This is a genomic window from Candidatus Sordicultor fermentans, from assembly GCF_012728195.1.
GTDB lineage: Bacteria > Atribacterota > Atribacteria > Atribacterales > Caldatribacteriaceae > Sordicultor > Sordicultor fermentans.
Genome location: NZ_JAAYFP010000178.1, coordinates 1 through 14,049, shown reverse-complemented (window position 1 = coordinate 14,049; position 14,049 = coordinate 1). Strand labels below are relative to the sequence as shown.

Annotated in this window: 12 protein-coding genes; 4 read left to right on the top strand and 8 right to left on the bottom strand. The window is 42.4% G+C overall.

Going from position 1 to position 14,049, the window contains the following annotated elements; translation table 11 throughout:
• Positions 1-471 precede the first annotated feature (471 nt).
• From GXZ17_RS09100 to GXZ17_RS09065, 8 genes are all read right to left on the bottom strand, one after another.
• Positions 472-2,427, bottom strand: coding sequence for a DUF4838 domain-containing protein (locus tag GXZ17_RS09100; RefSeq protein ID WP_409376971.1), 1,956 nt, complete (start codon positions 2,425-2,427; stop codon positions 472-474).
• 50 nt (positions 2,428-2,477) lie between these two features.
• Complete coding sequence (locus tag GXZ17_RS09095) at positions 2,478-3,344, bottom strand: carbohydrate ABC transporter permease (protein ID WP_409376970.1); 867 nt, start codon at positions 3,342-3,344, stop codon at positions 2,478-2,480.
• A complete protein-coding gene (locus GXZ17_RS09090; RefSeq protein WP_409376969.1) occupies positions 3,344-4,255 on the bottom strand; it encodes a carbohydrate ABC transporter permease in 912 nt (303 codons plus the stop codon). Before GXZ17_RS09090 ends, GXZ17_RS09095 begins: the two co-directional genes overlap by 1 nt.
• Positions 4,256-4,409: 154 nt before the next feature.
• Positions 4,410-5,732: an ABC transporter substrate-binding protein gene (locus GXZ17_RS09085; RefSeq protein ID WP_409376968.1), complete on the bottom strand. Its 1,323-nt coding sequence runs from the start codon at positions 5,730-5,732 to the stop codon at positions 4,410-4,412.
• Positions 5,733-5,911: 179 nt separating this feature from the next.
• Entirely contained in the window at positions 5,912-7,090 is a 1,179-nt protein-coding gene (locus GXZ17_RS09080; RefSeq protein ID WP_409376967.1) for an ROK family protein, read from the bottom strand.
• Positions 7,091-7,532: 442 nt separating this feature from the next.
• Complete coding sequence (gene larC, locus GXZ17_RS09075; protein ID WP_409376966.1) at positions 7,533-8,711, bottom strand: nickel pincer cofactor biosynthesis protein LarC; 1,179 nt, start codon at positions 8,709-8,711, stop codon at positions 7,533-7,535.
• Positions 8,712-9,353, bottom strand: a complete 642-nt coding sequence (larB, locus tag GXZ17_RS09070) for a nickel pincer cofactor biosynthesis protein LarB (protein ID WP_409376972.1) — start codon at positions 9,351-9,353, stop codon at positions 8,712-8,714.
• Positions 9,354-9,950: 597 nt separating this feature from the next.
• Positions 9,951-11,144, bottom strand: a complete 1,194-nt coding sequence (locus GXZ17_RS09065; protein WP_409376965.1) for a hypothetical protein — start codon at positions 11,142-11,144, stop codon at positions 9,951-9,953.
• 63 nt (positions 11,145-11,207) lie between these two features.
• Between GXZ17_RS09065 and GXZ17_RS09060 the strand changes: the two genes are divergently transcribed.
• From GXZ17_RS09060 to GXZ17_RS09045, 4 genes are all read left to right on the top strand, one after another.
• Entirely contained in the window at positions 11,208-12,131 is a 924-nt protein-coding gene (locus GXZ17_RS09060) for a cytidylate kinase family protein (protein ID WP_409376964.1), read from the top strand.
• Complete coding sequence (gene hpt / locus GXZ17_RS09055; RefSeq protein WP_409376963.1) at positions 12,124-12,696, top strand: hypoxanthine phosphoribosyltransferase; 573 nt, start codon at positions 12,124-12,126, stop codon at positions 12,694-12,696. Before GXZ17_RS09060 ends, hpt begins: the two co-directional genes overlap by 8 nt.
• Positions 12,693-13,745 (top strand): histidinol-phosphate transaminase, encoded by a 1,053-nt coding sequence (gene hisC, locus GXZ17_RS09050; protein WP_409376962.1) that lies wholly within the window; start codon positions 12,693-12,695, stop codon positions 13,743-13,745. The genes hpt and hisC overlap by 4 nt, the downstream gene beginning before the upstream one ends.
• A partial coding sequence (locus tag GXZ17_RS09045) for an HAD family hydrolase (protein ID WP_409376961.1) occupies positions 13,738-14,049 on the top strand: 312 nt, incomplete at its 3' end. The genes hisC and GXZ17_RS09045, both read left to right, overlap by 8 nt.

Here is a 14,049-nt window from a genome sequence, read left to right as displayed (position 1 = left end):
ATTTATTTCCAGAGCCTAAAGACTTTTGGTCCGCCTGATTTTACTGCTAACGGGGGATGTAAATTTCTGGGTGGTGTGCCTCAATATCTGCTTTTTGATTTCAGTATTCTCATAAAACCATTAGAAAGCTGCTGAAAAAATGCGTATCTATCTTTAGACCTTTACTTTTTTATATAACTTATATTACGTTTTACATCAATACTTTGCAACCTGGATTTTACCATTTAACCTGACCTTAATCTAGTATTGTCTTTGCGAAAATAGTAGCCTCACAAAACCTGTTGTAATTTCTCTCCGAATGGAAAGAAAAGTTGATGCAAAGTGCTCGCAAAGACATCCCGGGGTGTAATTATCCGAAACAATGTCTTAATTGTGAAAGATGAGTAGAGCACGGAGGAAAGAGTATACTGTGGATTTTGCGGTTTGCTATAATATGGCTTCCTGTCGAAATTATAAAAAAAGCTTGCTACCTTATCTTGGCAATATCTTTCGCTCCATGGTCTCGATATATTCAAAAAGGTCGAATACCGGCTGCATCTGATCTTCTTCTTTCTGGAGAAATGTTTTAAGCTCTTCCCACCGCTCTCTACCTTTTTCTTTATCTCCTTTTTGCTTTTCTATCAATATTTTAGCCAGTTGAGAGCAAAGCTCGGCATGGTATTCTAAATATTGCCATGATTGAGCTCTGGTCATGCAGTCTCCCCGGGCATTTTTTTCGATAACCGGATGGAATTCTTTGATGAGCTTTTCAATCTTTTCTCCATATTCGTATATCTCTTTTTCTTCAAGATTTTCTTCTTGAAACAGGGGGGTGAAAAGCCGGGAGAGGTTTTTGAGATATTCATAGCATTTTTTACCCTCATAACCAAAAGCGCTCAAGAAATAGTCTTCTGCCACCTCCTCAAAGATGAGCCTGTCATTCCACAATAACTTTCCCATAAGGTAGAAGGGGAGTCCAGTGGGGAAAAAGGCTCTCTGCACCTGACAGGTAACCAGGCCATTTAAGCCCAGGCTCTTCAAACTTTTTATATCCTCACTGATTAGCCGGGCGATTTTATAATACCCCGGGTCAGTATAATGCTCCCACATAAGGTAATACTCGAAAGTAAAGCTATCTCCAGAAAAAATATTCTGCCACTCTCTTAGAAAAGCGAGATTTCCCTCTACAGTTGTGGGAAACTGTAAATGATTCCGATTATAGGGTGGAAGAGGCAGAGCAGGCATAGTGGCAGGGTAGGGATGTTGATAAGTCCTGGTGATGGGAGCAAACATCATCACGAAGCGCTCCTCGTTTTTTAAGCGAGTCTCTCTGGGAGGCCATAAAAGGTCGAAATACACGAGGAACACTATTTTATTATTTAATTTCTCTCTGGTGAGGGCTTCGTCCAGCTCATTGAGAATCTGGAGATAAAAATCAGAAGGAAGAGCCCTCTGGCAGTCGTCGCATTCACAATTATTGTTAGACTCATCAGCCAGCCACAAATGGAGGAAATCAACCTCCGGGTGTTCCTGGAGGTAGGCGACAACTTCATTTACTATTAATTTTCTCACTTCTGGCTGGGAATAGCAAAGGTTGGTGTTGAGAGGAATTCCTTCCCAGAGAGCGCGTTTTCCATTTACTTCTGCTAAGTAGCCCACATATTGAGGAGGGACATGATAATCGCCGGGCTCCCAGCTCAAGCCCGGGATACCCAGTGGCTCACAGGTCCAGCCATGCCCTACGGCGTGATAGAGTAACCCTCGTTTTTTTATTTCCTCCTCCAGTTCCCGGGTGTATTCCCGGGCTTTCTCTACTGAGAAAGGTTCAGGCTGTTTGAAGGGGTTATGTCGATGAGTATACCACCGTTCGAAAAAAGTATAAGCTTCCCGGAACTGGATAAAGTAAGCATTGAATCCCACTTTGGGAGCCCAGTCAATTATCTGGCGGACGTTTTCTAAACTTACTGCTCCCTCGATACAGATTCCCCGGTGGCGGTGAGAGGCCCTTTCCTTTATCTGAACTGTAAAATCGGGGCTTTCCCGGGAGGGGAGTATTTCTCCATCGAGTCCAGGTCGGACCCATCGACAACCAATCTCGGTTAAAAACCGATATACTCCCAGTAGTACGCTACGGGGATTCACTCCGGAGATTGTACCGCTACCACCTTCTATCTCGATGGCAATGGCATCATCTAACTCCGGGTTCTGGACTTCGAGACCCAGGTCGGAATGGAATTTTTCGCTTGTTCCCACCCAGATGACATCCTTTACTGTCTGATTAAAATTCTCTTTTTTTTCCAGAACTACTGATGTATCTTTACCCAGGATGCGCTGAAGATATTTTTTAAGTTCATCTGCAGCGAACTCTACCGCTTTTTCGCTACCTAACTGGTAAATTCTAAAAGAGGGTAGAGAGGTTCTTGTAATATCTGCTTCTTTGTGGTTCATCTTTTTTCCTCCTTTTTAAACAGTAATGAATGGGGGTGACCCGGAAATTTTTAGCCTTTGGTTGCTCCGGCTGCTACACCTTGAGTAATACGATTACGGAGAACAAGGTAAAAGCTAACGGTGGGTACTGTTCCAATAACCAGAGCAGCAAATTGTTTACCATAGTCAGAAGCTAACGCTCCTGAAAATTTCATAATTCCTACCGGCAACGATAAGAGGTCACTGCGGGAGACAAGAATATTTATGAGCATGAATTCGTTCCAGATTCCCAGAGCATTCATTATGGCCACTGTGGCAATCACTGGTTTGGCCATGGGTATGATGATATAGAGAAATATCTTGAAATAGCTTGCTCCATCAATTCTGGCTGCCTCTACTACCGAATCAGGTAGGCTTTTTATAAACTCAGTACAAAGATAGATACCAATGGGAAGGCCTAACCCGATGTAGGGGATCAGGACGCCAATACGCGTATCAGTTAAGCCAAGAGTGAAAGACATCAGGTACAAGGGAATCATAAGTGATTCGATAGTGAACAGAATTCCTATCAGAAAGCCTCCATACAGGAAGGAGGTAGCCTTTGATTTGATTTTAGCAAAGGCGAAGGCAGCCGCCAGTGAAAAAAAGATTATGCCGATAGTCGATATGCCGGTATACAGGATACTGTTGAGAAACAGAGTAGAAAAATTGGCTAAACGCCAGGCCAGGGGATAGTTTTTAAAAAACCATCTGTTGGGTAGCCCCAGGGGGTTTATGAGAAACTCCTGAGTGGTTTTAAAAGAATTTATAACCATCCATATAAGGGGGTATAAGGTTAATATGGTAAAACCAAAAAGTATTAAATACATGATTGTCTGGGGTAAAATACCAATCTCTTCTGGTCTTTTCTTTACTTGAGGTGTTGCTGTATTGTTCATTATTCCCTGCCTCCATACCGATTTTCTACTGCCTTGGTAAAAATAATCAATATGATGCTCAACATGACGATGAACATGGAAATCGCACTGGCCATAGGATAGTTTGGCGCACCTCGGAACGCGGTGTCATACATGTAGAGAGCTAATACTGATGTTCTCCGAGCAGGGTTGCCTCCAGTCATGGCGAAAATAAGGTTGAAGCTTTTCAGAGAGCCAGAAATGGCAAGAATAACGGTAGTTACAATCACCCCTGAGAGAGCGGGAAGTATGACGTACCAGAGAGTCTGGAATTCGGTAGCTCCGTCAATTTTGGCTGCTTCCAGAATGGAGGGTTCAAATTTTTGTAAGTTAGCTAAAAAAATAATCAGGTAAGTTCCAGTATACATCCACAATATTACAAAAAGGACCGGTATGATAGCCCGCTTGGGATCGAGAAGGAAAGTGCTTCGCCATCCGGGCTTGAAATGCTGCACTATTTTGGTAAGCGGACCATAAGGGGAGAAAAATGTCTGCCACAAAATGCCAACTACGATGGGTGAAATCACAGCTGGCAGGTAAATCATAGTTTGGAAGAAGTCTCCGAAACGGACCAGCTTTCTAAAAATTGCATAAGCAAAAATAAAACCCAGGGGTATTTGTCCGAAAACCGAAACTAGTATTATATAGGCGTTGTTCTTGAGGGAAATCCAGAAATAGGGATCTTTGAACATACGGATATAGTTGTTGAGGCCTACGAATTTAAAATCAAAAGCAAATATTGGTCCACCACTGTAGTTGGTCAGACTTAAGATAATGGAAAAGAAAAGCGGGAAAGCCGTAACTGCCCAGTATATAACTACGGCGGGCAAAACTAATAGCCAGTATGCCCGGCGTTCTTCACTCTTTGTGCTATGACGTGATGGTTTCACCACCTTCACCTCCGTAGAGTGTCTGTTCAGCTATTCCACCTGAAAATGAAAGGTCAGTGTTTCAAGATTGATGGAAAAGAAGCGACCCTGCATGGTTGTCTCTTCTTATGGTGCAGGATCGCTTCAGGGTGTGTTTGCTTACCTCTTTACTTTTGTGTTATTCCTCTAACCCTGCTATCCACTCTTCATAACCTTTCTGAACTTTGGCAGCTACATCTTCCGGGGTGGACATTCCCAGTGCGATTTCCTGGAGTCCGACATTAATTGGCATATATGCCTCAGGTGGTAGAACATCATCGAGCACATAAGTTCCCACATATTTTTCATAGAAGCGAAGTCGCTGCTCGACGAGAGGTTCTAAGCCCTCGGCGGTTATTCCCTTTCTGGAGGGAATAGCAGCACCAGTTTCCAGACGAATCTTTTGCACTTCAGGAGATACGAGCCAGGAGATAAGCCTCCAAGCTGCTTCTTCCTTAGGAGAGTTATCTGGTATAGCAGCGCTCATGCCGAATCCGGTGGCTAATACCATAGAAGTACTATTGGGAGTTACCTCATCAGGAATGGCGGGAAAAATGGTGAGGAGGATGTTATCTTGTTTTTCAGGTGGAATAAGTGCTTCACCTGTCGCAGGGTCAGTGAGAAATGCTCCCACTCTCCAGTCACCATCGATTGTGAATGGTGCTTCGCCAGCTGCAAACAGTGCAGGTGATGTTCCATAGGGAGTCATAACAATGTCTGGGGTGAGCACACCATCATCAAAAAGTTGCTGGTAGAATTTAAGGGTAGATACAAATGGTTCATCAGTGAATTTGGCCTCTCCAGCGAGAATCTTATCTATAAACGCATCACCCGCTAAGCGCCCGACAATCATGCTGAAAAGAACAGACTGTATTACCCAGTCGTCCTGGGCGCCCATAATAACTACATCCTTACCTGCCTCCTGTAACTTGGGAACCATGGTTTTTAGTTCATCATAGGTTTCAGGCATATTAAGGCCTAAATCATTCAACATTTCCTGGTTTGTATAAAGCATATGAGTGGCGGTTATTCCTATCGGAATCATAGCTAAATACTTACCACGCTGGTTATTAGGGTCTACTGCAGCGGGGACAAACTCATCGGCCATATCACCTAAGAAGGGAGCGAGGTCTTTTACCAGTTTTTTATCATGCAGTGTTGCAGAACGCGCACCAGGCCACATATAAATGACATCGGGAAGGTTACCTGCTGCAGCATAGGCTTCCAGTTTTTGATGGAAAGGTTCTCCGAATAGGTCTTCGCGCTCAATCTTGATATCAGGGTTATTTTTCTCAAAAGCTTCCCAGATTTCTTTAATTTCTCTTTCTGTGCCGGGTGAGGTAAGGTCTAGATAGTTGAGAACCTTCAGGGTAATCTGTTCCTGAGCTGATAGCCCGCTCACAACCGCAACCACCAGAAAAGCAGCCAGTAAAATCGAAATCACTCGAGATTTCTTGAACATATGTACACCTCCTTTTAAACTCTAAAATCAGGCACCTTTGTCTTCTAACGAAACTAACACGATTTGCCTAACTCCACTATCCTTTTAGATGCTTTCCTGATTTCTAACATCACCTCCGTTGTTTTTTTAGATAATCAGCAAAGGCTGATAAATCCACTATCTCTATCCGGGCAACTCGATTATATGGGAGAGGCTAACCAGCGGTGAATGACAAGACCCACCGCGCCTAGGAGGTCGCTCGACTCCCCCAGCTGGGATCCGGTTACCGGAACTATCCTACCGATACCAGACCTTTCCCATCTATCCATAGTTTTTTCTCTGATGAGGTTTAAAAAGTCATCGCCCAGCGCTCCCCATGCACCTCCAATGACTACTAAATCCAGGTCAAGCAGGCCAGCAGCGAATAAAACGGCAATAGATAGTGCTTCTGCGGCCTCATCCACTATTTTATTTGCTACTGAGTCACCTTCCTGAACTTTTTCCTTCAGATGAAAAATGCTTTCTAAATGTTTACCTGTTTTCTCTTCATATCTTCTCGTAATATCAGGAGCATACAGATACGTTTCTAAACACCCGTGTAAGCCGCACCGACATTTTCTACCATCTGGTATAAAGCACAGATGGCCAATTTCTCCTGCTATTCCTCGGGGACCGGTCAACAAATTGCGTTCAGAAATTATGCCCGACCCCACACCGGTATCAGTTTTAATGTATAAAAAATTTCTTACTTCAGTAGCTCCACCAAACCACAATTCTGCCAGTGCTGCTGCGTTAGCATCGTTTTCTACTAATACCGGTAGTTCCAGCTCCTTTTCCAGAATTTCTCCAATTTTCACTTCCCGCCAGCCTAAGTTAACTGAACGCACCAGAGTCTTTTGTTCGCTATCTACGATACCCGAGATTGCCAGTCCCAGCCCCAGGATATATTCCTGGTTGATGCTAGCCTCCTGGACCAACAGATTAAGTTCATGCACCAGCTCCTTAATCAGGGATTCAGGCTCTAAAGAGTAGGGCTGGAAATATCTCTTAGAGAGCATTTTCCCCTTGAGGTCAGCGATGGCCAAACCCACCTGGTCCCGGGATATACATGCACCGGCTATATAAATCTTTTCATAGTTAAGCTGAAGGATCGTCGGCTTACGTCCCGCACTGGATTTACCTGTTCCTTTTTCGATAATTATTTGTTGGTCTACCAATTCTGATATTATTCTGCTTACCGTGGCAGGACTCATGTGAGTAACTTTGGCCAACTTAGTTCGTGAGCAACCCCCCTCACGGTAGAGGGTTCTTAAGAGGGAATTAACATTGAATAAACGAACCACACGGGTGCTGTTTAAAGATTTTTGGCTTCTCGACATTTAGTAACACCCTAATTTTTTCATTGTGAAATAATCTTACTATGAGTATAGTTCAAAACAACGGAAAAAGTCAATACCTAATTCCTTTCATTGTGAAAAAATATGAGGAATTAAATTACTCCAGATTCGGTGATACCCTGTTTATCAAATTAGGCTACTGGTTTTGTATCTTTGAGGTGTAAAATACAGTCAACATGCCTAATCGTCGAAAGGAGAATCAATGATCTGGGGTAAAACGGCAAATTTCCATCATAGTTTTCTATTCCACTAAGGGTAGCAATTACGACAGGTTTTGCAGGATACTATAACCGGGAAGGGAAGCTAAATAATAACATCAGAATTTACCCTGTGTTCAGCTGATAAAAGCTCTCGGGAGTATTAGATTTTTGTAATAGCCGGTGGAGGTAAATGAGAATTATTATAGAGGAAATAGCAAGTCAGGCTAAAAACATTTCCCTTCGGCGATTTTTTCTCCTTCTCTCTGGGCTTCCTGTATTACCTGAAGAAGGGGTATTTTTTCCTGGGCGGCTATTTTTTTGCAATCTTCGTATTCCGGAGTAATTTTAACCATTTCTCCCCAGTAAGACAGTTTACCTCTCACTTTACCCCAGGGAGTGAGTATTTCTATCTCCTCTCGAGGGAGGAAGTATTTATCTACCTGGTATTCTCTCACTCCCAGAGTGGTAGTTTCCTTTAAAATTATTTCTTCTATTTTACTTTTCAGGAAGGGAGGGGCAATTACCGAGAGCTGAAAAGCCGGTCTTTGTTTCTTCATAAAAATGGGAGTAATGAAAACATCCAGAGCTCCTGCTTGAAAAAGCTTTTCGGTGAGGTATTCTACAACCTGAGGAGACATATCGTCGATATTGGTTTCTATCATCAGGTTTTTTTCTTCTTTGAGGCGACTCTCTCTTTTCCCCATTATAGCTCGCAAAACGTTGGGGTGAGGATAGTCTTTTTCTCCTGCTCCATAGCCTACTTTTTCTATCTGGCAAGGGGGTAAATCACCAAAAGATTCACTCAGGGAAGATACAAGAGCTGCTCCAGTGGGAGTGGTTAGCTCTCCCTCTATTTCTCCTGAATAAACAGGTATTCCTCGCAAAAGCTCTAAAGTAGCAGGAGCGGGTATAGGAAGTCGACCGTGAGCAGTTTCGACCCAGCCGTGACCTGTGGGAATGGGGGAAGAGCGAATTTCCTCTATTCCTAACATATGGAGCGCCATTAACACTCCTATTACATCTACCAAAGTATCTGCTCCTCCTACTTCATGAAGGTAAATTTCCTGGGGGTCGGCTCCATGAATTTTGGCTTCTACTTCAGCAATTTTCCAGACGATTTCCTGAGCTTTTTCTTTTATAGAAGGGGGAAAAGGGCTTTCCTGGATGATGCGAATTAGCTCTCTTGCCGGGCGATGATGGTAGTGTTCTTCTTCTCTTATTTTAACTTGAGTGGCGGAGATGTTCTGTTTCTGGACTTTTTCTATTTCTATTTCAAAAGGGATTGATATCTTTTTAATTTCGGAAATAAAAAGAGAAGGGGAAATTCCCAGATCTAAAAGAGAGCTCAAAAACATATCTCCACTCACTCCTGAAAAGCAATCCAGATAAAGAAAATTACCCAATTATCTCACCCCTTCAGCTAATTGATTTATCATATGGGCTAAAAAGCCAGCTCCAAACCCATTGTCTATGTTTACCACCGCTACCCCCGGAGAGCAGCTATTGAGCATGGTAAGAAGAGGAGTAATTCCTCTTAAATTGGCTCCATATCCAGTGCTGGTAGGGACAGCAATAATAGGCCTATTTACCAACCCGGCAAGAAGCCCGGGCAGGGCTCCTTCCATACCTGCCACAGCGATGATGACGTTGGCTTCCCACAGTTTGGGAAGATAGGGTAACAGGCGATGCAGGCCGGCAATGCCTACATCAAAGATTCTTTCTACTTTGCTTCCCGCAATCTCAGCAGTAAGAGCAGCTTCTTCGGCTATGGGTAGATCAGAAGTCCCAGCACTCACTAAAGCGATTTTTCCCTTTTTCTCTCGAGGCTCTCGCTCCAAAAATATGGCCCGGGCTTCGGGATGATAACGAGCATCAGGCAGGGACGATTTAACCAGCTCATAAATCTCTTCATTAGCTCTGGTAGCTAAAATATTGGGATATTCCGTAGCTAATTTTTGCATTATGGTTAGGATTTCTTCTTTAGTTTTTCCCGGACAGAAAATTACCTCGGGAAATCCCTTGCGAATACCTCGATGATAATCAATTTTAGCAAACCCTAAGTCTTCAAAGGGGTAATTTCGCAGTTTTTGCTTGGCTTCCTCAGGAGTTATTTTCCTTTCCCAGAGGTCTTTTAGTGTTTCTTCCCATTTTTCAGGAATGGTATTTTCTCCTTTTCTTTTTATAAGTCAGTAACAGAATCCCGAGATGCAGGAAGAGCTGTTTTTTCTATGATTGTTTTATTATTATTCGTTTTGGGGAGGCCAGCCAGAGTCTTTTTGGTATTGAGGTTCCCTTCTCCTTTTCCTATTACCATATTTGAGAGTTGACTAAAAACAGGGAAGGCATTTCCCGGACTCCCCACAAAGCTTTCAAATAATTACCAGAACAGACTTCTAACTCTCGGGGTAATGTATACTTTAAAGTTTTGACCTCCCGCCAGTTGCAATCGCCAGTTGCAATCAGTACATATAATTAAAAGAGCTATTTCTATGGCTCTTTTGCTTTCTTTTAACTTTTGATAAAGAGCAAACTCCTTACAGTCGGGGACAAAAAATGCAAAAAAGCAATATTGGAAGGGCAGAGTTCTATCTCTTCTCCCCGATTAAACATAACTCCCTACAATTATAATGGTAATCTGTTTTTTAGTAAACCGGGAAGGGAGAAAAACTGGGATGAGTTTCTCGACCCCAGGAAGAAGTGAGACGTTTTGTTGTTCCCTTCATCATATCTAATAGAAATATATCCCAGTTATTACCCTCCTTCTGGGAAGAAAAAGCCACCCAATTGTTGTCAGGAGAGGGAAAGGGATTTTCTTTGGGGGAATTATCGTAGGTGAGACGGGTTAAGTTCTGGTTTACTAAATCTAATAAATATATGTCTGAATTTCCCCCTTCTTCTCCCACAAAAATGATTCTCTTGCCTCCTGAAGCAAAAACAGGTTGTTTTACGTTTAAAGGAAAATCAAAATCTTTTTCCTCCTGAGTTAGAAGGTCATGCAATTTTAATGACCACTGCCCATTAATTAGCTCACAATAAGCCAGGTATCGATCGTCAGGGGAAAAAGCTGGCCACTGGAGGAGATTATCTTTTTCTATCAGCGGCTCCTGGGAAGAGCCATCTATATTCATCTGGAAAATACTCTGTTTATTTTTTCGTTCGGAGACAAAGGCTATTTTATGGCCTCGAGAAGAAAGAGCCGGAGAGTAATCCTTAAAATCAGTCACGCTCAATGTTTCCACTTTTCCATTTTCTAAGTTGAGCCGATAAATCCCTTTCCCCCAGCCCCTGTCTAAAACAAATATCAGGTAGCGAGTATCAGGAGACAAGAGGGGACTTTCTATATAGGCTTCTTCGGTGGTATAGACAGGAATTTGCCTTCTTCCTTCTATGTCGGAGAAAATAATAGAACTTTTCCCGTATTCTTCCCTCACAAAGATGATTTTGATTTCTCGATGAAAGGTAAACTCCCTGGCCAGTTTCTCTTTTAGCTCTTCTAACATATAATCCTCGTCTTCTTTTTTTCTCACTAAAGCCAGGATTTTGGAGGAGGTCTTTAAATCTATAACCTCAAAAAATAGCAGATCGTCTCTTTCGTAACCCCGGAATAAAAAGTCACATTTCTCTTGAAGCTCAGAGAAATCAAGACCTTCTGCCCCCTGCAAAGCAGGAGATATTTCTATCCATTCCCATCTTTCACCTCTTTCTAAGAATGAGCGAAGAGGTGTGAAGACCTGAGAAGAAGTAGAATCAATAAACAGAGCCCTTTCTTTCCCTTCCGATACCGAAATAAAGAGGACCATCAATACAATTATTACTATTATTTTTACTTTTTTCATTTCATTGCCCCTTTTTTCTAATTCTCTTATTTGATAGTATAATAGAAAACTGGTGAAAAGAAAGTGGCTAATTTTTCTATTATTACCGTTTCTCGAGAAGTGGAAAGCTATGGAGATGAAATTGCCGAGAAGCTTTCTCAGAAACTGAAAATGGAATTGCTGGGTAAAGAAAAATTTGTTTCTCTCTTGAGAGATATTTCTTCTCAATTTCCCACTGATCCTCCAGAGGATGAGAAAGAACGAGATCGCTGGATTATAGAAGTGGGCTCTTTCCTTTCCCGGAGGGCGGCGAAGAAACCCTTTATTCTGGTGGGAAGAGGGGGGCAGAAGATTCTGGAGAATTGTCCTTTTGCTTTTCATATTCTAGTGGTAGCCTCCCAGGTTACCCGTTTGCGCCGGACGATGGAGAAATACCAGCAAGATGAGGTAACCGCCAGTCGAATTCTCGCTGAACAAGACCAGCAAAGAGAAAGATTTTTAAGGCAAACCTTCGGGATAGACTGGAGAGATCCGGTTTATTATCATTTAGTGGTTAACACTGATTTCTATGGTGTAAATGAGGCTACCGATTTAATTCTGGAAGCTCAGGATAAAGTGGTGACCCCTCCTCAGCCTAAAAAGGTGGAGGAACAACCTCTTTTTCCCCGGGAGGATTTAGGACAGAGAATAACTTTTTCTCACCCTTCAGAGGAAGAGTTTGCCCGGGTGTTAGATTTTTACGGTGTTCGCTGGCTTTATGAGCCACGCACCTTTCCCCTGGAGTGGGATGAGGAGGGTAACCTCAGTGAAGCTTTTGCTCCTGACTTTTATCTTCCCGACTTTGACCTTTTTATTGAGCTAACCACCCAAAAGCAAAAATTAACTCGGAAGAAAAATCGTAAGGTGAGAAGACTGAGGGAGCTTTATCCCCAGGTAAAAATCCGGGTAGTCTACGCTCGGGATTATGAGTATATTTTAAATCATTTAAAAGGAGAAAGTAATGAATGAGAGGCGTTTAGGGAATCTGCTTTTCGGAAGAGAAGAAATTGAGGAGAGGGTTGAAGAAGTAGCAAAAAATATTTCCCTGGAATATGAGAATAAACGACCGGTACTCGTGGCAATTCTGAAAGGAGCGGTTTATTTCGCAGTAGATTTAACTCGAAACTTAGAAATACCTTTTGACCTGGATTTTTTGGCTCTTTCGGGATTTAAACCAGGTTTGTTGCGAGTGGAAATAGAAAAAGACACGGATATAGACCTCAAAGAAAGAGAGGTTTTGATTGTAGAAGATATCGTGGACACTGGTTTGACTCTCAATTTCTTGACCCGAGAACTGGAAAAGAGGTTTCCTAAAGGCGTTAAGGTTTGTACTTTCCTGAATTGTCCAGCAAGAAGGATTGTAGAAGTTCCTGTACATTACTGTTGTTTTGAAATACCTGATGTCTATGTGGTAGGCTACGGTCTGGATTTTCAGGGGGATTTCCGTAACTTACTTGAAGTTTATACTTTGTATGACCCCAGCGGTAGAAGCACCCAGATTTTGAAACAGATGGGAAAGGGAGGTAAGAAATGAGCTATTTTCGAGAGGCAATCAATTTTATGGAAGAATATATTCCTGGTGAGCAACCGGAAAAAGAAGGGTACATAAAACTCAATACCAACGAAAATCCCTATCCTCCTTCACCTCTCGTAGAGAAAAAAATTAAAGAAGCTCTCGGCCTGGGCAAGATTTCTCTCTATCCTCATCCTTTAGGAGGAGAACTGAGAGAAAGAGCTCAGGAAGTTTATGGACTTCCTCTTGACTGGATAGTAGTAGGAAATGGCTCGGACGAGCTTCTGAACCTCCTTTTTCGTCTTTTTTTAGATAAAGGAGATCGGGTGGCCTATCCTTTCCCCACTTATACCCTTTATCGGACATTAGCTTTTCTTCAAGAAGCAGAGAGAGAGGAGATTCCTTTTCCTCCAGATTTTTCTCTTCCGGAGAGTTTTTTGACCTCTCCAGCTAAATTAAAAGTAGTTTGCAACCCTAACTCCCCCACTGGAACCTTCCTTCCTCTATCGCAAATAGAAAAATTACTTTCTCTTTCTTCTTGTCCTGTAATAGTAGATGAAGCATATGTTGATTTTGCCCCCTGTAGTGCTCTTCCTCTTCTTCAAAAGTTTCCCAATCTCATAATAGTAAGAACCTTTTCCAAATCTTTTTCCCTGGCTGGTCTTAGAGTGGGGCTTCTTTTTACTCATCCTGACATAGTGAGGGGGGTTTTAAAAATCAAAGATTCCTACAATGTGGGAATTTTGTCTCAAGCAGGAGGAGCAGCAGCTTTAGAAGACATGGAACACATGAGAAAAAATGTAGAAAAAATCAAATTTACCCGGGAATGGTTCTCCGCAGAGATGGAAAAACTGGGTTTTCTGGTTTATCCTTCCCAGGCTAATTTTATCATGGCCAGGAAAGAGGGAAGAGATTTAAAGTTTCTCTATGAAGAGTTAAAGAAAAGAAAGATACTGGTTCGTTATTTTCCCCAATGGCCGGATTCTCTGCGTATTACCATAGGAAAAGAAGAAGAAATGAAAACTCTCCTTGATGCGATACAAGAAATAATAGGGAGGGTAAATGTTTAAACTTTTTATCTGGGATTTAGATAACACTCTAATAGCCAGTTCTCCTCTTCTGTGGGGAGCTTTTTCCTGGGTGGCAGAAAAGTACGGAAACAAGAAAATGACTCCCTCCGAAATAGTCAGTCTTTATGGCCCACCTGAAGATGTGGTAATAGAGAGAATAGTAGGAAAAGAGAAGAAAGATGAAGCTCTTCGGGAATTTTACCGTTTTTACCAGGAAAAGCACGACGAGCTGGTTGGAGTTTTTCCTCTTTTGCTGGAGATAATAAACTACCTTCGAGGGCATGGGGTAAAACAAGCTCTTTTT

Coding starts and splice junctions, on each gene's coding strand:
- GXZ17_RS09100 (WP_409376971.1), bottom strand. CDS start 2,427: ATGAACCACAAAGAAGCAGATATTACAAGAACCTCTCTACCCTCTTTT.
- GXZ17_RS09095 (WP_409376970.1), bottom strand. CDS start 3,344: ATGAACAATACAGCAACACCTCAAGTAAAGAAAAGACCAGAAGAGATT.
- GXZ17_RS09085 (WP_409376968.1), bottom strand. CDS start 5,732: ATGTTCAAGAAATCTCGAGTGATTTCGATTTTACTGGCTGCTTTTCTG.
- GXZ17_RS09080 (WP_409376967.1), bottom strand. CDS start 7,090: ATGTCGAGAAGCCAAAAATCTTTAAACAGCACCCGTGTGGTTCGTTTA.
- GXZ17_RS09065 (WP_409376965.1), bottom strand. CDS start 11,144: ATGAAAAAAGTAAAAATAATAGTAATAATTGTATTGATGGTCCTCTTT.
- hpt (WP_409376963.1), top strand. CDS start 12,124: ATGAATGAGAGGCGTTTAGGGAATCTGCTTTTCGGAAGAGAAGAAATT.
- hisC (WP_409376962.1), top strand. CDS start 12,693: ATGAGCTATTTTCGAGAGGCAATCAATTTTATGGAAGAATATATTCCT.